At 66.9% G+C, this 24,216-nt stretch carries 35 protein-coding genes; 31 read left to right on the forward strand and 4 right to left on the reverse strand.

The features are described 5' to 3' along the window. The first annotated feature begins 42 nt into the window (after nucleotides 1-42). From rplV to truA, 26 genes are all read left to right on the forward strand, one after another. Nucleotides 43-390 (forward strand): 50S ribosomal protein L22, encoded by a 348-nt coding sequence (gene rplV / locus IEZ15_RS06810; RefSeq protein ID WP_004571827.1) that lies wholly within the window; start codon nucleotides 43-45, stop codon nucleotides 388-390. Further along, entirely contained in the window at nucleotides 390-1,226 is an 837-nt protein-coding gene (gene rpsC, locus IEZ15_RS06815) for a 30S ribosomal protein S3 (RefSeq protein ID WP_030914139.1), read from the forward strand. Before rplV ends, rpsC begins: the two co-directional genes overlap by 1 nt. A gap of 5 nt (nucleotides 1,227-1,231) precedes the next feature. Further along, on the forward strand, nucleotides 1,232-1,651 hold the full coding sequence (gene rplP / locus IEZ15_RS06820) for a 50S ribosomal protein L16 (RefSeq protein WP_014047785.1): 420 nt from the start codon (nucleotides 1,232-1,234) through the stop codon (nucleotides 1,649-1,651). Next, nucleotides 1,651-1,875 (forward strand): 50S ribosomal protein L29, encoded by a 225-nt coding sequence (rpmC, locus tag IEZ15_RS06825; RefSeq protein WP_124716937.1) that lies wholly within the window; start codon nucleotides 1,651-1,653, stop codon nucleotides 1,873-1,875. Before rplP ends, rpmC begins: the two co-directional genes overlap by 1 nt. Further along, on the forward strand, nucleotides 1,875-2,159 hold the full coding sequence (rpsQ, locus tag IEZ15_RS06830) for a 30S ribosomal protein S17 (protein ID WP_030977953.1): 285 nt from the start codon (nucleotides 1,875-1,877) through the stop codon (nucleotides 2,157-2,159). Before rpmC ends, rpsQ begins: the two co-directional genes overlap by 1 nt. A 107-nt stretch (nucleotides 2,160-2,266) precedes the next feature. Continuing rightward, complete coding sequence (gene rplN, locus IEZ15_RS06835) at nucleotides 2,267-2,635, forward strand: 50S ribosomal protein L14 (RefSeq protein WP_003966950.1); 369 nt, start codon at nucleotides 2,267-2,269, stop codon at nucleotides 2,633-2,635. A 2-nt stretch (nucleotides 2,636-2,637) separates the two neighbouring features. Next, entirely contained in the window at nucleotides 2,638-2,961 is a 324-nt protein-coding gene (rplX, locus tag IEZ15_RS06840; protein WP_003966949.1) for a 50S ribosomal protein L24, read from the forward strand. Next, entirely contained in the window at nucleotides 2,961-3,518 is a 558-nt protein-coding gene (gene rplE, locus IEZ15_RS06845; protein ID WP_037688009.1) for a 50S ribosomal protein L5, read from the forward strand. Before rplX ends, rplE begins: the two co-directional genes overlap by 1 nt. 2 nt (nucleotides 3,519-3,520) lie before the next feature. Then, nucleotides 3,521-3,706, forward strand: coding sequence for a type Z 30S ribosomal protein S14 (locus tag IEZ15_RS06850; protein ID WP_003948630.1), 186 nt, complete (start codon nucleotides 3,521-3,523; stop codon nucleotides 3,704-3,706). A gap of 224 nt (nucleotides 3,707-3,930) precedes the next feature. After that, nucleotides 3,931-4,329: a 30S ribosomal protein S8 gene (gene rpsH, locus IEZ15_RS06855; protein ID WP_037688013.1), complete on the forward strand. Its 399-nt coding sequence runs from the start codon at nucleotides 3,931-3,933 to the stop codon at nucleotides 4,327-4,329. Nucleotides 4,330-4,350: 21 nt separating this feature from the next. Then, nucleotides 4,351-4,890 carry a 50S ribosomal protein L6 gene (gene rplF / locus IEZ15_RS06860; RefSeq protein ID WP_030914145.1) on the forward strand — a complete coding sequence of 180 codons (540 nt, stop codon included), beginning with the start codon at nucleotides 4,351-4,353 and terminating at the stop codon, nucleotides 4,888-4,890. Nucleotides 4,891-4,892: 2 nt separating this feature from the next. Beyond that, nucleotides 4,893-5,276, forward strand: a complete 384-nt coding sequence (gene rplR / locus IEZ15_RS06865) for a 50S ribosomal protein L18 (protein ID WP_030914149.1) — start codon at nucleotides 4,893-4,895, stop codon at nucleotides 5,274-5,276. Nucleotides 5,277-5,323: 47 nt separating this feature from the next. Continuing rightward, nucleotides 5,324-5,929: a 30S ribosomal protein S5 gene (rpsE, locus tag IEZ15_RS06870; RefSeq protein WP_030914151.1), complete on the forward strand. Its 606-nt coding sequence runs from the start codon at nucleotides 5,324-5,326 to the stop codon at nucleotides 5,927-5,929. After that, nucleotides 5,929-6,111: a 50S ribosomal protein L30 gene (rpmD, locus tag IEZ15_RS06875; RefSeq protein WP_030914154.1), complete on the forward strand. Its 183-nt coding sequence runs from the start codon at nucleotides 5,929-5,931 to the stop codon at nucleotides 6,109-6,111. Before rpsE ends, rpmD begins: the two co-directional genes overlap by 1 nt. A gap of 1 nt (nucleotide 6,112) precedes the next feature. Next, on the forward strand, nucleotides 6,113-6,568 hold the full coding sequence (gene rplO / locus IEZ15_RS06880) for a 50S ribosomal protein L15 (protein WP_018550610.1): 456 nt from the start codon (nucleotides 6,113-6,115) through the stop codon (nucleotides 6,566-6,568). A 215-nt stretch (nucleotides 6,569-6,783) separates the two neighbouring features. Next, entirely contained in the window at nucleotides 6,784-8,103 is a 1,320-nt protein-coding gene (gene secY / locus IEZ15_RS06885) for a preprotein translocase subunit SecY (protein ID WP_093897253.1), read from the forward strand. Then, on the forward strand, nucleotides 8,103-8,759 hold the full coding sequence (locus IEZ15_RS06890; RefSeq protein WP_114246103.1) for an adenylate kinase: 657 nt from the start codon (nucleotides 8,103-8,105) through the stop codon (nucleotides 8,757-8,759). The genes secY and IEZ15_RS06890 overlap by 1 nt, the downstream gene beginning before the upstream one ends. Before the next feature lie 134 nt (nucleotides 8,760-8,893). Then, nucleotides 8,894-9,736: a type I methionyl aminopeptidase gene (gene map, locus IEZ15_RS06895; protein WP_189275022.1), complete on the forward strand. Its 843-nt coding sequence runs from the start codon at nucleotides 8,894-8,896 to the stop codon at nucleotides 9,734-9,736. A gap of 515 nt (nucleotides 9,737-10,251) precedes the next feature. Beyond that, nucleotides 10,252-10,473: a translation initiation factor IF-1 gene (gene infA, locus IEZ15_RS06900; RefSeq protein ID WP_003956442.1), complete on the forward strand. Its 222-nt coding sequence runs from the start codon at nucleotides 10,252-10,254 to the stop codon at nucleotides 10,471-10,473. Nucleotides 10,474-10,533: 60 nt separating this feature from the next. Beyond that, a complete protein-coding gene (rpmJ, locus tag IEZ15_RS06905; RefSeq protein WP_003956441.1) occupies nucleotides 10,534-10,647 on the forward strand; it encodes a 50S ribosomal protein L36 in 114 nt (37 codons plus the stop codon). Nucleotides 10,648-10,841: 194 nt separating this feature from the next. Next, nucleotides 10,842-11,222: a 30S ribosomal protein S13 gene (rpsM, locus tag IEZ15_RS06910; RefSeq protein ID WP_018519286.1), complete on the forward strand. Its 381-nt coding sequence runs from the start codon at nucleotides 10,842-10,844 to the stop codon at nucleotides 11,220-11,222. 105 nt (nucleotides 11,223-11,327) lie between these two features. Beyond that, nucleotides 11,328-11,732, forward strand: coding sequence for a 30S ribosomal protein S11 (rpsK, locus tag IEZ15_RS06915; protein WP_003956432.1), 405 nt, complete (start codon nucleotides 11,328-11,330; stop codon nucleotides 11,730-11,732). A gap of 31 nt (nucleotides 11,733-11,763) precedes the next feature. Then, nucleotides 11,764-12,390, forward strand: coding sequence for a 30S ribosomal protein S4 (rpsD, locus tag IEZ15_RS06920; protein ID WP_114246105.1), 627 nt, complete (start codon nucleotides 11,764-11,766; stop codon nucleotides 12,388-12,390). Between the two features lie 107 nt (nucleotides 12,391-12,497). Beyond that, nucleotides 12,498-13,520: a DNA-directed RNA polymerase subunit alpha gene (locus IEZ15_RS06925; protein ID WP_024491600.1), complete on the forward strand. Its 1,023-nt coding sequence runs from the start codon at nucleotides 12,498-12,500 to the stop codon at nucleotides 13,518-13,520. Nucleotides 13,521-13,713: 193 nt separating this feature from the next. After that, nucleotides 13,714-14,217 carry a 50S ribosomal protein L17 gene (gene rplQ, locus IEZ15_RS06930; protein WP_189275024.1) on the forward strand — a complete coding sequence of 168 codons (504 nt, stop codon included), beginning with the start codon at nucleotides 13,714-13,716 and terminating at the stop codon, nucleotides 14,215-14,217. A gap of 87 nt (nucleotides 14,218-14,304) precedes the next feature. Next, nucleotides 14,305-15,168, forward strand: a complete 864-nt coding sequence (truA, locus tag IEZ15_RS06935; protein WP_189275026.1) for a tRNA pseudouridine(38-40) synthase TruA — start codon at nucleotides 14,305-14,307, stop codon at nucleotides 15,166-15,168. Between the two features lie 115 nt (nucleotides 15,169-15,283). Here the strand turns inward: truA and IEZ15_RS06940 are convergent, their stop codons facing one another. Next, a complete protein-coding gene (locus IEZ15_RS06940) occupies nucleotides 15,284-16,138 on the reverse strand; it encodes a hypothetical protein (protein ID WP_189275028.1) in 855 nt (284 codons plus the stop codon). A 58-nt stretch (nucleotides 16,139-16,196) separates the two neighbouring features. On the opposite strand from IEZ15_RS06940, the gene IEZ15_RS06945 reads away from it, so the two are divergent. The 5 genes from IEZ15_RS06945 (at nucleotide 16,197) to glmM (ending at nucleotide 21,709) form a co-directional block, all read left to right on the forward strand. Continuing rightward, nucleotides 16,197-17,825 (forward strand): ABC-F family ATP-binding cassette domain-containing protein, encoded by a 1,629-nt coding sequence (locus IEZ15_RS06945; RefSeq protein ID WP_189275373.1) that lies wholly within the window; start codon nucleotides 16,197-16,199, stop codon nucleotides 17,823-17,825. A gap of 95 nt (nucleotides 17,826-17,920) precedes the next feature. Continuing rightward, nucleotides 17,921-18,811 (forward strand): hypothetical protein, encoded by an 891-nt coding sequence (locus IEZ15_RS06950; protein ID WP_189275030.1) that lies wholly within the window; start codon nucleotides 17,921-17,923, stop codon nucleotides 18,809-18,811. 295 nt (nucleotides 18,812-19,106) lie between these two features. Continuing rightward, nucleotides 19,107-19,550 (forward strand): 50S ribosomal protein L13, encoded by a 444-nt coding sequence (rplM, locus tag IEZ15_RS06955; protein ID WP_072486702.1) that lies wholly within the window; start codon nucleotides 19,107-19,109, stop codon nucleotides 19,548-19,550. A gap of 44 nt (nucleotides 19,551-19,594) precedes the next feature. Further along, nucleotides 19,595-20,122: a 30S ribosomal protein S9 gene (gene rpsI / locus IEZ15_RS06960; RefSeq protein ID WP_189275032.1), complete on the forward strand. Its 528-nt coding sequence runs from the start codon at nucleotides 19,595-19,597 to the stop codon at nucleotides 20,120-20,122. Between the two features lie 228 nt (nucleotides 20,123-20,350). Continuing rightward, a complete protein-coding gene (gene glmM / locus IEZ15_RS06965; RefSeq protein ID WP_114246111.1) occupies nucleotides 20,351-21,709 on the forward strand; it encodes a phosphoglucosamine mutase in 1,359 nt (452 codons plus the stop codon). Here glmM and IEZ15_RS06970 read toward each other — a convergent pair. The 3 genes from IEZ15_RS06970 to IEZ15_RS06980 form a co-directional block, all read right to left on the reverse strand. Continuing rightward, the gene (locus IEZ15_RS06970; RefSeq protein WP_189275034.1) at nucleotides 21,706-22,782 is read right to left on the reverse strand and encodes a DUF389 domain-containing protein; all 1,077 of its coding nucleotides are present in this window, start codon (nucleotides 22,780-22,782) and stop codon (nucleotides 21,706-21,708) included. The two genes, glmM and IEZ15_RS06970, sit on opposite strands and share 4 nt — an antisense overlap. Before the next feature lie 27 nt (nucleotides 22,783-22,809). Next, entirely contained in the window at nucleotides 22,810-23,805 is a 996-nt protein-coding gene (coaA, locus tag IEZ15_RS06975) for a type I pantothenate kinase (protein ID WP_189275036.1), read from the reverse strand. 86 nt (nucleotides 23,806-23,891) lie between these two features. Next, nucleotides 23,892-24,098: a hypothetical protein gene (locus IEZ15_RS06980; RefSeq protein ID WP_189275038.1), complete on the reverse strand. Its 207-nt coding sequence runs from the start codon at nucleotides 24,096-24,098 to the stop codon at nucleotides 23,892-23,894. Nucleotides 24,099-24,216: the final 118 nt, after the last annotated feature.

The following is a 24,216-nucleotide window of genomic DNA, read 5'->3' on the forward strand; positions in this document are numbered from 1 at the left end:
CGCGGGGTGGAAACGACTATGACTTACACCGAAGGGACAACCATGGAAGCCAGGGCCCAGGCGCGGTACATCCGCGTCACGCCCATGAAGGCCCGCCGCGTGGTGGACCTCATCCGTGGCATGGATGCCACGGAGGCTCAGGCGGTCCTGCGTTTCGCCCCGCAGGCCGCGAGCGTGCCGGTTGGCAAGGTGCTGGACAGCGCCATTGCCAACGCCGCACACAACTACGACCACACCGACGCCTCTTCGCTGGTCATCAGCGAGGCGTACGTGGACGAGGGCCCGACCCTGAAGCGGTTCCGTCCGCGTGCTCAGGGCCGTGCCTACCGGATCCGTAAGCGGACCAGCCACATCACCGTGGTCGTCAGCAGCAAGGAAGGAACCCGGTAATGGGCCAGAAGGTAAACCCGCACGGGTTCCGGCTCGGCATTACCACGGACTTCAAGTCCCGTTGGTACGCCGACAAGCTGTACAAGGACTACGTCAAGGAAGACGTCGCCATTCGTCGCATGATGACGAAGGGCATGGAGCGGGCCGGCATCTCGAAGGTCGAGATCGAGCGCACCCGCGACCGCGTCCGCGTTGACATCCACACCGCCCGCCCGGGCATCGTCATCGGTCGCCGTGGCGCCGAGGCCGACCGCATCCGTGGCGAGCTGGAGAAGCTGACCGGCAAGCAGGTCCAGCTGAACATCCTCGAGGTCAAGAACCCCGAGGTGGACGCTCAGCTGGTGGCCCAGGCCGTCGCCGAGCAGCTCTCCTCCCGCGTCTCCTTCCGTCGTGCCATGCGCAAGAGCATGCAGAGCTCGATGAAGGCCGGCGCCAAGGGCATCAAGATCCAGTGCGGTGGCCGCCTCGGCGGCGCCGAGATGTCCCGCTCGGAGTTCTACCGCGAGGGCCGTGTGCCCCTGCACACGCTCCGCGCGAACGTCGACTACGGCTTCTTCGAGGCCAAGACGACCTTCGGCCGCATCGGTGTGAAGGTCTGGATCTACAAGGGCGACGTCAAGAACATCGCCGAGGTCCGCGCCGAGAACGCTGCTGCCCGCGCTGGCAACCGCCCGGCCCGTGGCGGCGCTGACCGCCCGGCCGGCCGCGGTGGCCGCGGTGGCGAGCGTGGCGGTCGCGGTCGCAAGCCGCAGCAGTCCGCGCCGGCAGCCGAGGCCCCCAAGGCCGAGGCTCCCGCCGCCGCTGCTCCGGCTGAGAGCACCGGAACGGAGGCCTGACCGAAATGCTGATCCCCCGTAGGGTCAAGCACCGCAAGCAGCACCACCCGAAGCGCAGCGGTATGTCCAAGGGTGGCACGCAGGTTGCGTTCGGCGAGTACGGCATCCAGGCGCTGACCCCGGCGTACGTGACGAACCGCCAGATCGAGGCAGCTCGTATCGCGATGACCCGCCACATCAAGCGTGGCGGCAAGGTCTGGATCAACATCTACCCGGACCGCCCCCTGACGAAGAAGCCTGCCGAGACCCGCATGGGTTCCGGTAAGGGTTCTCCCGAGTGGTGGATCGCGAACGTCAAGCCCGGTCGGGTGATGTTCGAGCTGTCCTACCCGAACGAGAAGATTGCTCGTGAGGCGCTTACCCGCGCTGCTCACAAGCTTCCGATGAAGTGCCGGATCGTTCGGCGCGAGGCAGGTGAGTCGTGATGTCGGCCGGTACCAAGGCGTCCGAGCTGCGCGAACTGGGCGGCGAGGAGCTTCTCAACAAGCTCCGCGAGGCCAAGGAAGAGCTGTTCAATCTCCGCTTCCAGGCGGCGACGGGCCAGCTCGAGAACCACGGTCGGCTCAAGTCCGTCCGTAAGGACATCGCCCGGATCTACACCCTGATGCGCGAGCGCGAGCTGGGCATCGAGACGGTGGAGAGCGCCTGATGAGCGAGAAGACTGTGACTGAGACGAACACCGACCGCGGTTTCCGCAAGACCCGTGAGGGTCTGGTCGTCAGCGACAAGATGGACAAGACCGTCGTCGTCGCTGTCGAGGACCGTGTCAAGCACGCGCTGTACGGCAAGGTCATCCGCCGTACGAACAAGCTCAAGGCGCACGACGAGCAGAACGCCGCAGGCGTCGGCGACCGCGTCCTCCTGATGGAGACCCGGCCGCTGTCCGCCACGAAGCGGTGGCGCGTCGTCGAGATCCTCGAGAAGGCCAAGTAATTCCTGAGGGGCATTCCCCTCAGGCAAGTTCCGCCAGGCTCGGTGGGGGCCCGCTCCGGTAACGGAGTGGCCCCCGCCGGGAACCGGCAGACGATCAGGAGATAGACGTGATCCAGCAGGAGTCGCGACTTCGCGTCGCCGACAACACGGGTGCGAAGGAAATCCTCACCATCCGTGTTCTCGGTGGTTCGGGTCGCCGCTACGCGGGCATCGGTGACGTCATCGTCGCCACCGTCAAGGACGCGATCCCCGGTGGCAACGTGAAGAAGGGTGACGTCGTCAAGGCCGTCATCGTTCGCACCGTCAAGGAGCGTCGTCGTCAGGATGGCTCGTACATCCGCTTCGACGAGAACGCCGCCGTCATTCTGAAGAACGACGGCGACCCCCGCGGCACCCGTATCTTCGGCCCGGTGGGCCGTGAGCTGCGCGAGAAGAAGTTCATGAAGATCATCTCGCTCGCGCCGGAGGTGCTGTAAGCATGAAGATCAAGAAGGGCGACCTGGTTCAGGTCATCACCGGTAAGGACAAGGGCAAGCAGGGCAAGGTCATCGTGGCCTACCCCGCTCAGGACCGCGTCCTCGTCGAGGGTGTCAACCGGGTCAAGAAGCACACCAAGGCCGGTCAGACGGCTCGCGGCTCGCAGACGGGTGGCATTGTCACCACCGAGGCCCCGATTCACGTCAGCAACGTTCAGCTGGTCGTGGAGAAGGACGGCAACAAGGTCGTCACCCGCGTCGGCTACCGCTTTGACGACGAGGGCAACAAGATCCGCGTTGCCAAGCGGACCGGTGAGGACATCTGATGACTGCCACCACTGCGCCGCGTCTCAAGACGCGCTACCGCGAGGAAATCGCCGGCAAGCTGCGTGAGGAGTTCTCGTACGAGAACGTCATGCAGATTCCCGGCCTGGTCAAGATCGTGGTCAACATGGGTGTGGGCGACGCCGCCCGCGACTCCAAGCTGATCGATGGCGCCGTGCGCGACCTCACCACGATCACCGGCCAGAAGCCGGCTGTCACCAAGGCCCGCAAGTCCATCGCGCAGTTCAAGCTGCGTGAGGGTCAGCCGATCGGCTGCCACGTCACCCTTCGTGGTGACCGGATGTGGGAGTTCCTGGACCGTACGCTGTCGCTCGCGCTGCCGCGTATCCGTGACTTCCGTGGCCTGTCGCCGAAGCAGTTCGACGGCCGTGGCAACTACACCTTCGGTCTCACGGAGCAGGTCATGTTCCACGAGATCGACCAGGACAAGATCGACCGGGTCCGGGGCATGGACATCACCGTGGTCACCACGGCGACCAATGACGACGAGGGTCGTGCCCTCCTTCGTCACCTCGGCTTCCCGTTCAAGGAGAACTGACCGTGGCGAAGAAGGCTCTGATCGCTAAGGCCGCCCGTAAGCCGAAGTTCGGCGTTCGCGGGTACACCCGCTGCCAGCGCTGCGGCCGGCCCCACTCCGTCTACCGCAAGTTCGGCCTGTGCCGCGTGTGCCTTCGTGAGATGGCTCACCGCGGCGAGCTGCCGGGCGTGACCAAGAGCTCCTGGTAATTCTCCTTCGCCCTTTGGGCGTTGGGAATTGACGGAAGCTCTCGGTAAGCATCTGGTCGGCAGGAGCCCGGCCTCACATGCCGTAGGCTTGTGGGGTTGGGCGCCTGCCGCCCAAGACCGACTTACTACGCCGTAGGTCCCCGCACCGCACCCGTCCTGCCTCTGAGTGGGGAGAGGGATGGCGCATACAGGAAACCCCGGCGAGAGAGGCCGAAGGCCAATTCATGACCATGACTGATCCCATCGCAGACATGCTCACGCGTCTGCGTAACGCGAACTCGGCGTACCACGACTCCGTCGTGATGCCGCACAGCAAGATCAAGTCGCACATCGCGGAGATCCTCCAGCAGGAGGGCTTCATCACCGGCTGGAAGGTCGAGGACGCCGAGGTCGGCAAGAACCTCGTCCTCGAGCTGAAGTTCGGCCCGAACCGCGAGCGCTCGATCGCCGGCATCAAGCGAATCTCGAAGCCGGGTCTGCGTGTATACGCAAAGTCCACCAACCTGCCGAAGGTCCTCGGCGGCCTGGGCGTGGCGATCATCTCCACGTCCCACGGTCTCCTGACCGGCCAGCAGGCCAGCAAGAAGGGCGTAGGTGGGGAAGTCCTCGCCTACGTCTGGTAGTCGGGAACGGAGGAATAGCTCATGTCGCGAATCGGCAAGCTCCCCATCCAGGTTCCCGCCGGTGTGGACGTCACCATCGATGGCCGCACGGTCGCGGTGAAGGGCCCCAAGGGCACCCTCTCGCACACCGTTGCGTCGCCGATCGAGGTCACCAAGGGTGAGGACGGCGTCCTGAACGTCGTCCGCCCGAACGACGAGCGTCAGAACAAGGCCCTTCACGGCCTGTCCCGCACGCTGGTGGCGAACATGATCACCGGTGTGACCCAGGGATACACCAAGGCGCTCGAGATCAGTGGTGTCGGTTACCGCGTCCAGGCGAAGGGCTCCAACCTGGAGTTCGCCCTGGGCTACAGCCACCCGATCCTGATCGAGGCCCCGGAGGGCATCACCTTCAAGGTGGAGTCCCCCACGAAGTTCTCCGTCGAGGGCATCGACAAGCAGAAGGTCGGCGAGACCGCGGCCAAGATCCGCAAGCTGCGGAAGCCTGACCCGTACAAGGCCAAGGGCGTCAAGTACGCCGGCGAGGTCATCCGCCGCAAGGTCGGAAAGGCTGGTAAGTAGCGATGGCATACGGCGTAAAGATCGCCAAGGGCGACGCATACAAGCGTGCCGCCCTCAAGCGTCGCCACATCCGCGTCCGCAAGCACATCTCCGGTTCGCCGGAGCGTCCCCGCTTGGTCGTGACGCGATCCAACCGCCACATGGTCGCTCAGGTGATCGACGACATCGCGGGCCACACGCTCGCCTCGGCGTCGACCCTGGACGTGTCCATCCGTGGTGGCGAGGGTGACAAGAGCGCCCAGGCCAAGCAGGTCGGCGCCCTGGTCGCCGAGCGCGCCAAGGCTGCAGGCGTCGAGGCCGTCGTGTTTGACCGCGGTGGCAACCAGTACGCCGGGCGGATTGCCGCTCTGGCTGACGCCGCCCGTGAAGCCGGGCTGAAGTTCTAAGCCCCGGTTCCTACGCACAGCGGACGTAACAGAGAGAGGTAAATCCAATGGCTGGACCCCAGCGCCGCGGAAGCGGTGCCGGTGGCGGCGAGCGGCGGGACCGGAAGGGCCGTGACGGCGGCGCAGCTGCCGCCGAGAAGACCGCGTACGTTGAGCGCGTTGTCGCGATCAACCGCGTCGCCAAGGTTGTGAAGGGTGGTCGTCGCTTCAGCTTCACCGCGCTGGTCGTGGTGGGCGATGGTGACGGCACCGTCGGTGTCGGTTACGGCAAGGCCAAGGAAGTTCCCGCGGCCATTGCCAAGGGCGTGGAAGAAGCCAAGAAGAACTTCTTCAAGGTTCCGCGTATCCAGGGCACCATTCCTCACCCGATCCAGGGCGAGAAGGCTGCGGGCGTCGTCCTGCTGAAGCCTGCTTCCCCCGGTACCGGTGTTATCGCCGGTGGCCCGGTGCGCGCCGTTCTGGAGTGCGCCGGCGTTCACGACATCCTGTCGAAGTCGCTGGGCTCCGACAACGCGATCAACATCGTGCACGCGACCGTGGCGGCCCTCAAGGGCCTGCAGCGTCCCGAGGAGATCGCGGCTCGCCGTGGTCTGCCCCTCGAGGACGTCGCCCCCGCGGCTCTGCTTCGTGCACGTGCGGGAGCGGGTGCGTAATGGCTCGCCTCAAGATCACGCAGACGAAGTCGTACATCGGCAGCAAGCAGAACCACCGCGACACCCTGCGTTCGCTCGGGCTCAAGCGCCTGAACGACGTGGTTGTCAAGGAGGACCGTCCCGAGTTCCGCGGCATGGCTCACACCGTCCGCCACCTCGTGACGGTTGAGGAGGTCGACTGACATGGCGGAGAACAAGCCGCTGAAGGCCCACGACCTCCGGCCTGCCCCGGGCGCCAAGACCGCCAAGACCCGTGTGGGTCGTGGTGAGGCGTCCAAGGGTAAGACCGCTGGTCGTGGTACCAAGGGCACGAAGGCCCGCTACCAGGTTCCGGAGCGCTTCGAGGGTGGGCAGATGCCCCTCCACATGCGTCTCCCGAAGCTCAAGGGCTTCAAGAACCCGTTCCGCACCGAGTACCAGGTCGTGAACCTGGACAAGCTCGCGACGCTCTACCCCGAGGGTGGAGAGGTCACCGTGGCCGACCTGGTCGCCAAGGGTGCGGTGCGCAACAACCACCTCGTCAAGGTCCTCGGACAGGGCGAGATCTCCGTGGCACTGCAGGTTTCGGTTGACGCCGTCTCCGGCTCCGCCAAGGAGAAGATTGCCGCCGCCGGCGGCACCGTCACCGAGCTCGTCTGAGACAACTCGATGGCCTGAACATCCGACCGGGGATGCCTCTTATTTGGGGCATCCCCGGTTGGTCGTTCCTAGGTGGGCATGGTCGCCGGTAAGGTGGCGTGCGTTGTTGTGTGGTAACCCCTCGGGCACCCGCCCGGGGACTTTTGACTGTTACGTATTCGTCGATCCTCAAGACCGTCACCTCTTCGCATTGCGCGGGGGTCGCAGGAGGCACCGTGCTCACCGCGTTCGCCCGGGCGTTCAAGACGCCCGACCTGCGCAAGAAGCTGCTCTTCACGCTCGGCATCATCGTGATCTACCGGCTCGGGGCACACATCCCCGTACCGGGAGTGAGCTACGAGAACGTCCAGACCTGTGTTGATCAGGCCAGCAAGGGCAACAACAGCCTCTTCGGCCTGGTGAACATGTTCAGCGGTGGTGCACTGCTGCAGATCACGATCTTCGCGCTCGGCATCATGCCGTACATCACGGCCAGCATCATTCTTCAGCTGCTGACCGTGGTGATTCCCCGACTCGAGGCGCTCAAGAAGGAGGGGCAGTCCGGCCAGGCCAAGATCACGCAGTACACGCGTTATCTGACCGTCGCGCTCGCGATCCTCCAGGGCACCGGCCTGGTGGCCACGGCCACCAGTGGCGCGCTGTTCAGCGGCTGCCCGGTCGCCGACCAGATCGTTCCGAACCAGTCGATCTTCACGACCATCGTCATGGTGATCACGATGACCGCGGGTACCGCGGCCGTCATGTGGCTCGGTGAGCTCATCACCGACCGCGGCATCGGCAACGGCATGTCGATCCTGATGTTCATCTCGATCGCCGCCAGCTTCCCCGGTGCCCTGTGGGCCATCAAGACCAGCGGCAAGCTGGCCGACGGCTGGATCGAGTTCGGCACCGTCATCCTGATCGGCTTCGTGATGGTGGGCCTCGTCGTCTTCGTCGAGCAGGCCCAGCGCCGTATCCCGGTGCAGTACGCGAAGCGCATGATCGGCCGCAGGTCGTACGGCGGTACGTCGACGTACATTCCGCTGAAGGTGAATCAGGCGGGTGTGATTCCCGTCATCTTCGCTTCTTCGCTGCTCTACATCCCGGCCCTGATCGTCCAGTTCTCCAACTCCACTGCGGGCTGGGCGACCTGGATCAAGGACAACTTCGTCAAGGGCGACCACCCGTACTACATCACGGCGTACTTCCTGTTGATCGTCTTCTTCGCCTTCTTCTATGTGGCGATTTCGTTCAACCCCGAGGAAGTCGCCGACAACATGAAGAAGTATGGTGGCTTCATCCCGGGTATCCGGGCTGGTCGACCTACTGCCGAGTACCTGAGCTACGTGCTCAACAGGATCACTTGGCCGGGCTCGCTGTACTTGGGTCTGATCGCTCTTGTGCCGACGATGGCGTTGGCCGGCTTCGGTGGTGCGAACGCCAACTTCCCGTTCGGCGGGACGAGCATCCTGATTATCGTGGGTGTGGGGCTGGAGACCGTGAAGCAGATCGAGAGTCAGCTCCAGCAGCGCAATTACGAAGGGTTCCTCCGCTGATGCGAATCGTCCTCGTCGGGCCGCCCGGTGCCGGCAAGGGAACGCAGGCTGCGTACCTTGCCAAGAACCTGTCGATTCCGCAGATCTCCACGGGCGATCTCTTCCGTGCCAACATCAGCCAGGGCACCGACCTTGGCAAGCAGGCCCGCGCCTTCATGGACGCCGGGCAGTTGGTGCCGGACGAGGTCACCATCGGGATGGCCAAGGACCGCATGTCCCAGCCGGACGCCGAGAACGGCTTCCTGCTGGACGGCTTCCCGCGAAATGTGGGTCAGGCCGAGGCTCTTGACGCCATGCTCAAGGACGAGGGCACCAAGCTGGACGCGGTCCTGGACCTGGAGGTCCCCGAGGACGAGGTGGTCAAGCGCATCGCCGGCCGCCGGATCTGCCGGAACGACGGCTCGCACGTCTTCCACGTGACGTACAACCCGCCGAAGACCGAGGGCGTCTGCGACACCTGCGGCGGCGAGCTGTACCAGCGTGACGACGACACCGAGGACACGGTTCGTACTCGGCTGGAGGTCTACCACACGCAGACCGAGCCGATCATCGACTACTACCGGGCCCAGAACCTGGTGGTCACCATCTCCGCGCTCGGCAAGGTCACCGATGTGACCGAGCGGGCGATGGAGGCTCTCAAGTCCGCCAAGGGCTGAGAGGAAACCCCGCAGTACTTGTGCAGTCGGCCGCGGCGTCCATGGGCGCCGCGGCCGACTGTTTGCGCCGTATCGTTGAGTACGGCCGCAGCCGTCACCGTTCTATGCAGTCCGATGCAGAGAGGCGCCGTGCAATGGTGCAGATCAAGACCCCCGAGCAGATCGCGAAGATGCGTGAGGCGGGGCTGGTGGTCGCTGCCATTCACGCGGCCACCCGCGAGGCAGCGGTCCCCGGCGCCACCACGCTGGACCTTGACCGGGTCGCCCGCAAGGTGATCGCCGATCACGGTGCGAAGTCGAACTTCCTCGGGTACGGCGGGTTCCCCGCGACCATCTGCACCTCGGTCAATGAGGTCGTCGTCCATGGCATCCCGGACGACAAGACCGTCCTCAAGGACGGCGACATCATCTCCATCGACGCCGGCGCGATCGTCGACGGCTGGCACGGTGACGCCGCATACACGGCCTTCGTGGGCACCGGTCACGCTCCGGAGCTGGTCGAGCTCTCCCGGGTCACCGAGGAGTCCATGTGGGCCGGTATCGCCGCGATGAAGGTGAACAACCGCCTCGTCGACATCTCGAAGGCGATCGAGTCCTACATCCGCCGCCAGCCCCGCCCCGCCACCGGTAAGTACGGGATCATCGAGGACTACGGCGGCCACGGCATCGGTACCGAGATGCACATGGACCCGCACCTGCTGAACTATGTCGCCCGCAAGCGCGGCAAGGGCATCAAGCTCGTGCCCGGCGTCTGCCTGGCCATCGAGCCGATGGTCTCGCTCGGTACGGCGCAGACCGAGGTGCTCCAGGACGACTGGACCGTGATCACGACGGACGGCACCTGGTCCTCCCACTGGGAGCACTCGATCGCCCTCACCGAGCAGGGCCCGCTGGTCCTGACGGCCCCCGACTGCGGCAAGGCGAAGCTGGCCCAGTACGGGATCGAGGCGGCGCCGGACCCTTCCCCGAGGTCTTGAGGACCGGGGGAGGCCCCACCGGCTGATCACTGTCCCGGCGGGTGGAGTCCGCCGCGGCCGGCCGAAGCTTGTGAGGCGCCCTGGCGCCGAGCCCGTGAGGGCTGTGTGGGGGTGGGGCCGGGATCGAGGCGGCGCCGGACCCTTCCCCGAGGTCTTGAGGACCGGGGGAGGCCCCACCGGCTGATCACTGTCCCGGCGGGCGGAGTCCGCCGCGGCCGGCCGAAGCTTGTGAGGCGCCCTGGCGCCGAGCCCGCGAGGGCTGTGGGGGGGTGGGGCCGGGATCGAGGCGGCGCCGGACCCTTTCCCCAGGGTCTTAAGGACCAGGGGAGGCCCCATAGGCCGATTTGACCCCCTTGGGCAGGTCTAAGGATCTCCTGGGGTGGGCAAACTTGACGGATTCGTCTTTTGGGGTCCGCTGACGTAGACTGACGCGTCGGCTCTCGTGCATCAGTGTGTCCACATGTCCACATGCGATGCCGGAAGTCGATCAAGGTAGCCGATTCGAAAGGCGAAGCGTGGCCAAGAAGCAAGGTGCCATCGAAATTGAGGGCACCGTGATCGAGTCCCTCCCGAACGCCATGTTCAAGGTGGAACTCCAGAACGGTCACAAGGTCCTCGCGCACATCAGCGGCAAGATGCGGATGCACTACATCCGAATCCTTCCGGATGACCGGGTCGTCGTGGAGCTCTCTCCGTACGACCTGACGCGTGGCCGGATCGTCTACCGCTACAAGTAGATCTTGCCCGCACCTCGCTTCGGCGTGGTGATGGCACTGACCCGGAGAACCTGACATCCCATGAAGGTCAAGCCGAGCGTCAAGAAGATCTGCGACAAGTGCAAGGTGATCCGCCGTCACGGTCGGGTCATGGTCATCTGCGACAACCTGCGCCACAAGCAGCGCCAGGGCTGACGCACGACCCCCTGCATCTCGCAGCACTTCGCGCGACGCACGTAATACGTACATACGCAGAGTCCGTCCAAGCTTCGGCTGACGACACCTCCGGCGGGGGCCGGGGACCCGGGCGTACCACCTCTCGTCATGAGAGGTCGGCGATCGGGAGTGGCGCTGCGGAAGACCCCCGAAATAACAACTGGAGCCATTGAATGGCACGCGTTTCAGGTGTTGACATCCCGCGCGAAAAGCGCGTGGAGGTTGCCCTCACCTACGTCTTCGGTATCGGGCGCACCCGGTCCAAGGAGATTCTCGCCACCACTGGCGTGAACCCGAACACCCGCGTTCGTGACCTGGCCGAAGAGGACCTGGTCAAGATCCGCGAGTACGTGGACGCCAACCTCCGCACCGAGGGTGACCTCCGTCGCGAGATCCAGGCCGACATCCGCCGCAAGGTCGAGATCGGCTGCTACCAGGGCCTGCGTCACCGCCGCGGCCTGCCGGTCCACGGCCAGCGCACCAGCACGAACGCTCGTACCCGCAAGGGCCCGCGTCGCGCGATCGCCGGTAAGAAGAAGCCGGGCAAGAAGTAGTCCTCAGCGGACGCACTGCGGGCACCCGGGCCACCGGCCATCCGCAGCAACCAGCGGTCTTCGCTGTAGGACCGATCACCTCCCCTCTCCATCTGGAGTCAAGACATGCCCCCCAAGGGTCGTCAGGGCGCAGCCAAGAAGGTGCGTCGCAAGGAAAAGAAGAACGTCGCTCACGGCCACGCGCACATCAAGAGCACGTTCAACAACACGATCGTCTCGATCACGGACCCCTCGGGCAACGTGATCTCCTGGGCCTCCGCCGGCCACGTCGGCTTCAAGGGCTCGCGCAAGTCCACCCCCTTCGCCGCGCAGATGGCCGCCGAGTCGGCCGCCCGCCGCGCGCAGGAGCACGGCATGCGCAAGGTTGACGTCTTCGTCAAGGGTCCGGGCTCCGGCCGCGAGACCGCGATCCGTTCGCTCCAGGCCACCGGCCTGGAGGTCGGTTCGATCCAGGACGTCACCCCCACTCCGCACAACGGATGCCGGCCGCCCAAGCGTCGCCGCGTCTGATTCCGTCTGAAGCAACGGAGACAACTGGAAAATGGCGCGATACACCGGGGCCGACTGCAAGCGTTGCCGTCGGGAGAAGCAGAAGCTGTTCCTCAAGGGCAGCAAGTGCGAGAGCGCGAAGTGCCCGATCGAGATCCGTCCTTACCCCCCGGGTGAGCACGGACGCGGGCGCACCAAGGAAAGCGAGTACCTTCTTCAGCTTCGTGAGAAGCAGAAGTGCTCGCGGATCTACGGTGTTCTTGAACGACAGTTCGTGAACTACTACAAGGAAGCGAACCAGAAGACCGGCAAGACCGGTGAGAACCTTCTGCGCATCCTTGAGACCCGCCTCGACAACGTGGTCTACCGGGCAGGCTTCGCCAAGTCCCGCGACCACGCCCGTCAGCTGGTGCGTCACGGACACATCGCCGTGAACGGCACGAAGACCGACATTCCGTCGGCCCGCGTCGCTGTGAACGACGTCATCGAGGTTCGTCAGAAGTCCAAGGCCCTGACCCCCTTCCAGGTGGCCCAGGCCGAGGCCGGCGAGCGCACCGTACCGGCGTGGCTCGAAGCCGTGCCGTCGACGATGCGGATCCTCGTGCACTCCCTGCCCGAGCGCCAGGTGATCGACACCCAGGTGCAGGAGCAGCTGATCGTCGAGCTCTACTCCAAGTAGTAGCTCGTGGGTCCGGGCGGTACGGCTCTTTCGGGTCGTGCCGCCCGTACCCTTGTCAGTATCTGGGGGCGTCAAATAGTGGGCGCCCACGACTGAAGGAACGCAACATGCTTATCGCTCAGCGTCCGTCGCTGACCGAAGAGGTCGTTGACGAGTTCCGCTCCCGGTTCGTCATCGAGCCGCTGGAGCCGGGCTTCGGCTACACCCTCGGCAACTCTCTTCGCCGTACGCTCCTCTCCTCGATCCCCGGCGCTGCTGTCACCAGCATCCGGATCGACGGTGTCCTGCACGAGTTCACCACCGTGCCGGGCGTCAAGGAGGACGTCACCGACCTCATCCTCAACATCAAGCAGCTGGTCGTCTCCTCGGAGCACGACGAGCCGGTCGTGATGTACCTGCGCAAGCAGGGTCCCGGCCTGGTCACCGCTGCTGACATCGCCCCGCCGGCCGGTGTCGAGGTCCACAACCCGGACCTGGTCATGGCCACGCTGAACGGCAAGGGCAAGCTGGAGATGGAGCTGACCGTCGAGCGCGGTCGCGGCTACGTCTCCGCCGTCCAGAACAAGCAGGTGGGCCAGGAGATCGGCCGTATCCCGGTCGACTCCATCTACTCGCCGGTGCTCAAGGTCACGTACAAGGTCGAGGCGACCCGTGTCGAGCAGCGCACCGACTTCGACAAGCTGATCGTCGACGTCGAGACCAAGCAGGCCATGCGTCCCCGTGACGCCATGGCTTCGGCCGGTAAGACCCTGGTCGAGCTGTTCGGTCTGGCGCGCGAGCTCAACATCGACGCCGAGGGCATCGACATGGGCCCGTCCCCGACGGACGCCGCGCTCGCTGCCGATCTGGCGCTGCCGATCGAGGAGCTCGAGCTCACGGTCCGTTCGTACAACTGCCTCAAGCGCGAGGGCATCCACTCCGTGGGTGAGCTCGTGGCTCGTTCCGAGGCCGACCTGCTCGACATCCGCAACTTCGGTGCGAAGTCGATCGACGAGGTCAAGGCGAAGCTGGCCGGTATGGGCCTGGCGCTCAAGGACAGCCCGCCCGGATTCGACCCGACGGCCGCGGCCGACGCGTTCGGCGCGGATGACGACGCGGACGCCGGTTTCGTGGAGACCGAGCAGTACTGATTCGCCTCCGGCTGGGGTGCCCGGGTTCTGCGGGTGCCCCGGACCGGGGTGAGGGCCTTCTGTCCTCGATCGCCGGACGGACTTGATTTCGATCGAGATCCTGGTCGGCTCTTGATCTTCCGTGCGGCGTCCGCCGTGCGGGAACTGACACCGGTACCTGATACGGCCGGTGCAGCACACAAGGAGAAAAACCATGCCGAAGCCCGCCAAGGGTGCCCGTCTGGGCGGCAGCGCTGCGCACGAGAAGCTTCTTCTCATCAACCTTGCGAAGTCGCTGTTCGAGCACGGCCGCATCACCACGACCGAGGCCAAGGCCCGCCGCCTGCGTCCGGTCGCCGAGCGCTTCATCACCAAGGCGAAGAAGGGCGACATCCACAACCGTCGCCTGGTGCTGCAGTCGATCACGGACAAGAGCATCGTGCACACGCTCTTCACCGAGATCGCCCCGCGGTACGAGAACCGCCCCGGTGGTTACACCCGCATCACCAAGATCGGCAACCGTCGTGGCGACAACGCCCCGATGGCCGTCATCGAGCTGGTCGAGGCGCTGACCGTGGCCCAGCAGGCCACCGGTGAGGCCGAGGCCGCGACCAAGCGTGCGGTCAAGGAAGACGCCCTCAAGAAGGACGAGGCTCCGGCCGAGGTCGTCGAGGACGCCAAGCCGGCCGAGGCCGACGCGGAGTCCAAGGACGCCTGAGCGTTCTGAGACCACTGGACGGGCCCGCATCACCCTTCGGGGCGGTGCGGGCCCGTTCCGTATGTACTGGCAGAAAAGGATCCTTCGGTGAGTGACGAGGTAGAGCCCGGCTTCGTACGGGTGCGGCTGGACCTGGCGTACGACGGCAAGGACTTCTCCGGCTGGGCCAAGCAGACCGGCAGGCGGACCGTCCAGGGGGAGATCGAGGACGCGCTGCGGACCGTGACGCGGTCCTCGCGGACGTACGACCTGACCGTCGCCGGGCGCACCGATGCCGGGGTGCACGCCCGGGGGCAGGTCGCCCATGTCGATCTGCCGGACGAGGTGTGGGCCGAGCACGCGGACAAGCTGCTGCGGCGGATGGCCGGACGGATGGCGCCCGATGTGCGGATCTGGCGGATCGCCGAGGCGCCCGCCGGGTTCAATGCCCGGTTCTCGGCGCTGTGGCGGCGTTACGCGTACCGTGTCGCCGATCGCCCCGGTGGGGTGGATCCGCTGTTGCGGGGGCATGTGCTGTGGCACGACCGGCCATTGGACGTCGACGCCATGAACGAGGCGGCGGCCCGGATGGTCGGGGAGCACGACTTCGCCGCGTACTGCAAGAAGCGCGAGGGTGCGACGACCATCCGTACGCTGCAGAAGCTGAGTTGGGTGCGGGACGAGGCGTCCGGGATCACGACGGCGACCGTGCAGGCCGACGCGTTCTGCCACAACATGGTGCGGGCGCTGATCGGGGCCGCGCTGTTCGTCGGCGACGGGCGCCGCCCGGCCGAGTGGCCCGCACAGGTGCTGGCGGCACGGCTGCGGGACCCCGGCGTGCATGTGGTCCGCCCCCATGGGCTGACGCTGGAGGAAGTGGCCTACCCGGCCGATGAGTTGCTGGCCGCCCGCTCCAAGGAGGCGCGCAATGTGCGCACGCTCCCCGGAGCCGGTGGTGAGGGCTGCTGCTGAGACCCGGTGACGGGCCTGTCCCCTGCGCTGACCCTGTCGTGGTCCGCCTTTCAGGGCGACGACCCGTCCATGGACGAGGACTCCCCTCCGTTGTCGGCGTCCCCTCCGCGCTGGGTCAGCCGACGGGTGCGGTGGCCGCCGCCGATGCCTGGAGCTCGCCGCGGTGGCGGATCTGACGGAACGTGAAGTTCGTCAGGTCGTCACCGGTGGCGAAGGCGTTCTGGTCGGCCTTGGTGATGTTCTTGCCGCTGGTGAATCCGCTGATGGCGAAGTAGGCGTAGCGGCCGTAGGAGTTGGCGGTACGGCGGCAGACCGATCCGGCGGGGCAGAAGGCCGGCACACCCGCGCCGCTCAGCGTGGCGATGCTGCCGCTCGACTGCTGGGCCGCCTTCTTCGCCTGGGCTTCCGTCTCGAAGACCGCGAGGCCGACGGTGACGGCGACGCCGTCCTTGCTGTACGTGGCCCGGATGACCTGGTCGCAGCCGTTGTTGACGAGGATCGAGCCGAGCGCGCCCTTGGTGGTGGCGGCGCAGTTCTTCGTCTGCTGCGTCGCGCCCTTGGCGTAGACGCGGTCGCCCATCGTCAGCTTCCTGCCGGGGAAGAACGCGTCGACGGTGATCGGCGCCTTGTCCTTCTTGACATCGGATATGTAGTCCTTCGGGTCCGGCGGGGGCAGTGGTGCCACCGAGGAGAAGGACGGTTCGGGCTCGGCGGTGTTGGTCGGCAGGTCGCTCGGTGCCGGCAGCTCGCTCGCGTTCTTGCCGGAGCCGGTGGAGCTGTTGCCTTTGTTGGTCGAGATGACCGCCGTCGCCACGATGGCGCCGACCGCCGCGGTGGCGAGCACGCCGCCGCCGATCATCAGCCACTTCTTGCGGCGGCTGCGCGCGGCGGACTCGTCGGCCAGCGCTGCCCAGTCCGGAGTCTGTGTGCCCCCGGGCCCCCAGGAGGGCCCCCCTTGCCCAAAGCTCATGCGGCGAATCCTAGACGGAACATAATCCGGTTGGGCCAGGGCTTCGCGGCCCGTGACAATGCTGTGCATGGGACATCTTGAAGCAGGCCATCTGGAGTACTACCTACCGGACGGGCGGGTGCTGCTCGGCGATGCTTCGTTCCGGGTCGCGGACGGGGCCGTGGTCGCCCTCGTGGGGGCTAACGGCGCCGGGAAGACCACGTTGCTGAGGCTGCTCGCCGGGGAGCTCCAGCCGCACGGCGGCTCCGTGTCGGTGAGCGGCGGGCTCGGGGTGATGCAGCAGTTCGTGGGCTCCGTGCGGGACGACCGTACCGTCCGGGATCTGCTGGTCTCCGTCGCCCAGCCCCGTATCCGGGAAGCGGCTCTGGCGGTCGACAAGGCCGAGGAACTGATCCTCACCGTCGACGACGAGGCCGCGCAGATGAAGTACGCGCAGGCCCTGAGCGACTGGGCGGAGGCCCGCGGGTACGAGGCCGAGACGGTGTGGGACATGTGCACCACGGCCGCGCTCGGCATCCCGTACGAGAAGGCGCAGTGGCGAGAGGTGCGCACGCTGTCCGGCGGTGAGCAGAAGCGGCTGGTGCTGGAGGCACTGCTGCGCGGGCCGGACGAGGTACTGCTGCTCGACGAGCCGGACAACTATCTCGACGTCCCCGGAAAGCGGTGGCTGGAGGGGAAGCTGAAGGAGACCCGCAAGACGGTCCTCTTCGTCTCCCACGACCGGGAGCTGCTGTCCAGGGCCGCCGAGAAGATCGTCAGCGTCGAGCCGAGCCCGGCGGGCAGCGACGTGTGGGTGCACGGCGCCGGTTTCGATACGTACCACCAGGCCCGCAAGGACCGGTTCGCGCGGTTCGAGGAGCTGCTGCGGCGCTGGGAGGAGGAGCACGCCCGGCTGAAGGCGCTGGTCCACCGGCTGCGGCAGCAGGCGGCGATCAGCCCCGACATGGCGTCGCGCTACCGGGCGATGCAGACCCGCTTCAAGAAGTTCGAGGACGCGGGACCCCCGCCGGAGCCGCCGCGCGAGCAGGACATCAAGATGCGGCTGCGCGGTGGCCGGACCGGCGTACGGGCGGTGACCTGCAAGGGGCTGGAGCTGACCGGGCTCATGAAGCCGTTCGACCTGGAGATCTTCTACGGGGAGCGGGTCGCCGTCCTCGGCTCGAACGGCTCCGGGAAGTCGCACTTCCTGCGGCTGCTCGCGGGCGAGCCGGTGGCGCACACGGGGGAGTGGAAGCTCGGGGCGCGTGTCGTGCCGGGTCACTTCGCCCAGACGCACGCCCATCCGGAGCTGCTGGGCCACACGCTCGTCGAGATCCTGTGGACCGAGCACGCCAAGGACCGCGGCGGGGCGATGTCCGTGCTGCGGCGGTACGAGCTGGAGCGGCAGGGGGACCAGCCGTTCGAGAAGCTGTCCGGCGGGCAGCAGGCGCGGTTCCAGATCCTGCTCCTGGAGCTGGCCGGTACGACGGCACTGCTGCTGGACGAGCCGACGGACAACCTGGACCTGGAGTCGGCGGAGGCCCTGCAGGACGGTCTTGAGGTGTACGAGGGGACGGTGATGGCCGTCACGCACGACCGCTGGTTCGCAAAGTCCTTCGACCGGTATCTGGTGTTCGGCTCGGACGGCGTCGTACGGGAGACGAGGGAGCCGGTGTGGGACGAGCGGAGGGTGGAGCGGGTGCGGTGAGGGGGCGGTGGGGGCGCCGGGGCGGCGCTCACCCGTCCGGGTGAGCGCTGCGCGAAGGGCCGACGTGTCCGATGCCGTGTGCATAGCGTGGCCGCATGGTCAGCTCATCACACGAGGCGATGCACCGGATCTTCCAGGAGGATCCCGGAGTCTTCGCTCGGACCTTCCGCACGCTGGGGCTTCCCTTCCCGGAACCCGTCGCGGTGTCCCTCATGCCCACCGATCTCACCGAGATCCAGCCACTCGAAAGACGGGTGGACACCCTTCTGCGGATCGACGCGGCGGAAGGTGACAGCTATCTGCTGGCTGTGGAGGCGCAGGGCAAGAAGGACCGGGGCAAACCCGGCAGCTGGGCCTACTACGTGGCTCACCTCTACGCGAAGTATCGGCTTCCTCCTCTGCTCCTGGTGACGTGCCAGGACAGGGCCACGGCCGAGTGGGCGGCCGAGACGGTGGCCATCGGTCCCACGACATGGCCGACACTGTCGCTCCGCCCGTTGGTGCTCGGGCCGCACAATGTGCCCGTCTTCACCGACCCGGACGCTGCCGCCAGAGACATTCCCCTCGCCACGCTCTCGGCCATCACGCATGGTAAGGATCCGAATGCGGGTGCCATACTGAAGGCGTTGGCTGCCGCGCTGCAGACCGTTGACGACGACACGGCGATGATCTTCGCCGAACTCACCGAACTCGGCCTGGGCTCTGCTCCGGCCGCACAGATCTGGAGGGATCTGATGTCTGTCGACCTCTCTTTCTTCCGCTCGGAGACGTCTGAGCGGCTGCGGTCCGAGGGACGTGCCGAGGGGCGTGCCGAGGGGCGTGCCGAGGACATTCTGCGGATTCTGTCCAAGCGCGGAGTCGCGGTGTCGGAGCAGGTGCGGGAGCGGATCGTTTCGTGTGGTGATCTGGATGTGTTGAGCGACTGGCTCGACCGGTCGTTGACCGCCGAGGTCGCCGAGGACCTGTTCGCGGCGGCCGAGGCCTGACTTCGAGGCGCCTGAACGCCGGGCTTCGGGGCGGCCGGAAGCCTGGCAGGGTTGAGCGGGAGCGGTAGGGCTGACGCGTTTTGACCCGTCCCGGGCGGGGCGGGTATTGTCGGGGGTTGTTATACGTATCGGCTTCGTCGTTCTCACGCGAAGAGCCCTTACGTAGGTTCTCTGGAGCAGTTACCAGTGGCTCGCATACGGACAGCGTTCCCGGCATTGTGGGCCCCAGCTGCATGATCGCTTCAGGGGTGCCATGTGTCTGGACCTCATCCACTGAAGAAGCGAAGGCTACGAAGTGCGTACGTACAGCCCCAAGCCCGGCGATGTGACGCGCCAGTGGCACATCATTGACGCGCAGGACATCGTCCTGGGTCGTCTGGCCACCACGGCTGCGAACCTCCTCCGCGGCAAGCACAAGGCGATTTACGCCCCCCACATGGACATGGGCGACTTCGTCATCATCATCAACGCCGAGAAGGTTCACCTCTCCGGCAACAAGAAGACCCAGAAGATGGCGTACCGCCACTCCGGGTTCCCGGGTGGTCTCCGCTCCGTCCGTTACGACGAGCTGCTCGCCAAGAGCCCCGAGAAGGCTGTCGAGAAGGCCATCAAGGGCATGATCCCCAAGAACAGCCTGGGCCGTCAGATGCTCTCGAAGCTCAAGGTCTACGCGGGCGACCAGCACCCGCACGCTGCTCAGCAGCCGGTCCCGTTCGAGATCACCCAGGTCGCGCAGTAGTTCCGGCCTCCCCCTAAGACCAAAAGAAAGATCTGAGGAGAATCGTGGCCGAGACCACTGTTGAGAACCCCGTCGAGGGCACCGAGGGCGAAGAGGTTTTCGCCGAGGTGACCACCTTCGAGTCCGAGGTTCCCGTCGAGGGCGAGTACACCAGCGAGTCGCTGGCTTCCCGCTTCGGCGACCCGCAGCCCGCCGCCGGCCTTGGCCGTCGGAAGAACGCCATCGCCCGCGTCCGGATCGTTCCGGGCACCGGCAAGTGGAAGATCAACGGTCGCACCCTTGAGGACTACTTCCCCAACAAGGTGCACCAGCAGGAAGTCAACGAGCCCTTCAAGGTGCTCGAGCTCGACAGCCGTTACGACGTCATCGCCCGCATCTCGGGTGGCGGCGTCTCGGGTCAGGCCGGCGCCCTGCGCCTCGGTGTGGCCCGTGCGCTGAACGAGGCGGACGTGGACAACAACCGCGCCCCGCTGAAGAAGGCCGGCTTCCTCTCCCGCGACGACCGTGCGGTCGAGCGCAAGAAGGCCGGTCTCAAGAAGGCCCGTAAGGCCCCGCAGTACAGCAAGCGCTAAATCGCCTGCTCATTTGCTTTACACGTTCGCCCCGGCGGCACACCTTGTGCTTGCCGGGGCGTTCGTCTATCGGCACCCTCGGGCGTATAACGGCATAAGACGTTCATACGCTTTCATACGCAGCGTTGTGTTGCGTTGCCCGGCGACGGACGCGCCGCGTTGTACGCATCGTGTTGCCGTGTTGCGTTGGTTTGGTTTGCGGTTTCGGAGCATCTTCGGAGGACACCAGTGGGACGACTCTTCGGCACGGACGGTGTGCGCGGTGTCGCCAATGCGGATCTGACGGCTGAGCTGGCGCTCGGTCTCTCGGTCGCTGCGGCGCATGTACTTGCCGAGGCGGGCACCTTTGAGGGGCATCGGCCGACAGCCGTGGTGGGACGCGACCCACGTGCGTCCGGAGAGTTCCTGGAGGCCGCCGTCGTGGCAGGCCTCGCCAGTGCGGGCGTGGACGTCCTGCGGGTCGGTGTGCTGCCCACCCCTGCGGTGGCGTACCTCACCGGCGCGCTGGGCGCCGACCTCGGTGTGATGCTCTCCGCCAGCCACAACGCCATGCCGGACAACGGTGTCAAGTTCTTCGCCCGTGGCGGTCACAAGCTCGCCGACGAGCTGGAGGACCGGATCGAGACGGTCTACGAGCAGCACCGCACCGGTGAGCCCTGGGCACGCCCGACGGGCGCCGGGGTGGGCCGGGTCACCGACTACGCCGAGGGCTTCGACCGGTACGTCGCCCATCTCATCGCCGTCCTCCCGAACCGGCTCGACGGGCTGAAGGTCGTCCTCGACGAGGCGCACGGCGCGGCCTCCCGGGTCTCGCCCGAGGCCTTCGCGCGGGCCGGTGCCGAGGTGATCACGATCGGTGCCGATCCGGACGGTCTGAACATCAACGACGGCTGCGGCTCCACCCATCTGGATCTGCTGAAGGCCGCAGTCGTCGAGCACGGCGCCGACCTCGGCATCGCGCACGACGGCGACGCCGACCGCTGCCTCGCCGTGGACGCCACGGGCGCGGAGGTCGACGGCGACCAGATCCTGGCCGTGCTCGCCCTCGCCATGCGCGAGGCCGGGCAGCTGCGCAAGGACACCGTGGTCGGCACGGTCATGTCCAACCTCGGCTTCAAGATCGCGATGGAGCGGGAGGGCATCCAGCTCGTCCAGACCGCCGTCGGCGACCGGTACGTACTGGAGTCGATGAAGGCCGAGGGCTTCGCGCTGGGCGGCGAGCAGTCCGGCCATGTCATCGTCCTGGACCACGCCACGACCGGCGACGGCACGCTGACCGGCCTGATGCTGGCGGCCCGGGTCGCGGCCACCGGCCGTACGCTCGCCGAGCTGGCCGGGGTCATGCAGCGGCTGCCCCAGCTGCTGATCAACGTCCCCGACGTCGACAAGTCCCGGGTCGGGACCTCCCCGGAGCTGGCCGCGGCGGTCGCCGAGGCCGAGCGCGAGCTGGGCTCCACCGGGCGCGTACTGCTGCGCCAGTCGGGCACGGAGCCGCTGGTACGGGTCATGGTCGAGGCGGCCGACATCGACCAGGCACGGGCGGTCGCCGAGCGGCTGGCCGATGTGGTGAAGTCCGCACTCGGTTAGTCGCGCTCGGCCGGCCTGTAGTCGGCTGGGCCGGAGGTGGCCGGTGCGGGCTCGGCAGGTCCCGGCCCGGCCGGGCCGTTCGCCGGACGGGACCGGTCGGGCCGGCCGCGCCGCCCGCTGTCCGCGGACGGGCTCGGGATGCAGCCCGTCCGGCGGCGGTGCGCCGCCCACAGGATCTTCTGGACCAGCAGCGTCAACGTCCCCGCGACCACGATGCCGCCGAGGTTCGCCAGCAGCTGGGCCGTGGAGCCCGACATCTGGCTGTAGTCGCTGTAACTGAACGCCACCGCCGCGTTGGCCGCGGCCGGCACGGTGGTCACCGAGATGGCGACCCCGATCAGCGCACCGGACTTCGCCGAGGTGAGCGAGAGCGTCCCGGCGATCCCGGCCAGGAACGCCACCACGAACGACATCGCGTCCGGCTTCCAGATGAACGCGGTGTTGGGCCGGGCCGCCTCGATCATCGGGCGGTTGAACAGCCCGAAGACGTCCATCAGCCAGGCGAACCCGGCGGTCAGTATCATCGCGACGGCGAAGCCGCCGATCAGCGCCACGAGTGACCGCCACACCAGCCGCGGAGCGCGCTGCACCAGGGCCGTGGAGATCCCGGCCAGCGGCCCGAACTCCGGACCGACCGCCATCGCGCCCACGATCAGGATCGCGTTGTCGAGCATCACACCGCAGGCGGCGAGCATCGTCGCGACCGCGAGGAACGCCACATAGGTGACGCTGAACGTCGACTCCTCGTGGGTCGCCTCCGCCAGCTCCTCCCACAGCACCGCGTCCGCGCCCTCGCCCGGCGCCTCCTCCTCGGCCTTGTCGGCGTGCGCGGAGAGCGTCAGGTCCATGTTCTCGACGGTGATCGAACCGGACTTGTCGATGCCGAGCCTGCGCAGCGCGCCGATCAGCTCGTCGCCCGCCTCGCGGGCCACATCGCACAGCACCATGTCGCCCGCCGGGTCACGGGCGACCCCGGACATCACCACGAGATGCGTCGTACCGACGGTGCTCTCCAGCAGGTGCACCACCTCGTCCGTACGGTCGGTGGGGACGATCAGGCGCAGATGCAGCACGCGGCCACTCCCAGGAGTCTCGGAGAATCAGAGTTTGCGCAGGGACAGCCGCTGGACCTTGTGGTCCGGCCCCTTGCGCAGCACCAGAGTGGCACGGCCCCGGGTGGGCGCGACATTCTCCACCAGGTTGGGCTTGTTGATGGTCCTCCACATCGTCGCCGCGTACTCCATGGCCTCCTCCTCGGAGACCTGGGTGTACTTGCGGAAGTACGAGAACGGGTTCTGGAACGCCGTCTCGCGCAGTTTCCGGAACCGGTTGAGATACCAGGCCTCGATGTCCTCGGTCCGCGCGTCCACGTACACACTGAAGTCGAAGTAGTCGGCGAGCCCGACCCTGGTCCGCCCGTCCTTGCCGGGCAGCGCGGGCTGAAGCACGTTGAGCCCCTCGACGATCAGGATGTCGGGGCGACGTACGGTGAGCCGCTCGCCCGGCACGATGTCGTAGATCAGGTGCGAGTAGACGGGCGCCGTCACTTCGTCCTTGCCGGCCTTGATGTCGGCGACGAAACGGGTCAGGGCACGCCGGTCGTACGACTCGGGGAACCCCTTGCGCGACATCAGTCCCCGCGACCGGAGCTCCTCCATCGGCAGCAGGAACCCGTCCGTGGTGACGAGCTCCACCCGGGGATGCTCGGGCCAGCGGGCCAGCAGCGCCTGGAGGATACGGGCGCTGGTGGACTTGCCGACCGCGACACTGCCCGCGACCCCTATGACGAACGGGGTGCCCCGCTGCGCGCCGTGCCCGTTGCCCGCCTCCCCGAGGAAGGTGTTCAGGGCGCCGCGCAGGCCCGAGGTGGCCTGGACATACAGGTTGAGGAGCCGGGAGAGCGGCAGGTAGACGTCCCGTACCTCATCGAGGTCGATGACGTCCCCGAGCCCGCGCAGCTGCTCCACCTCGGCGGCGGTCAGCGGCAGCGGAGTCTTGTCGCGCAGGGCGCTCCACTCGGCGCGCGACAGGTCGACGTACGGCGTCGACGCGTGCTCGGTGCGTCGGTGGGTGCTCCGTGGCGGCGAAGTGATCACGTGTTCATTGTTGCGGGAGTTTCAACGGAGTGGGGGGTGTGGTCGGTCACGTGGGGGCGGTGCTCGTTCCGGGGTGCCGGTGGCGATTACGGCTGGGTGTCCGCTTTCCTGAGCACACAGACTTCTCCGCTGTCGGAGTCACCGATGAAGGTCCACAGGAGGGCGGAATCGGGCTTGCCCCTGGCCGTGGCCCGCGCTTCGGTGGACGGGGCGGAGGCGGCCCGGGAGCCGGCTGAGAAGGCCGGAGGTCCCAGGGCGGGCGTGGTGGTGCGGCCGGCCTCTCCACTGGACATGCGGGCTCACCCCCGAGTGCTGGGCCGGCGGGCCGACATCCGGCAGCGACGTGATGCGCCCGCTGGTACCTGCCGCTGTCGGTGGGGCCGGTGTCCGCACCCCTGTGGCGGACACCGG

It is taken from the genome of Streptomyces atratus (assembly GCF_014648655.1).
Taxonomy (GTDB): domain Bacteria; phylum Actinomycetota; class Actinomycetes; order Streptomycetales; family Streptomycetaceae; genus Streptomyces; species Streptomyces atratus.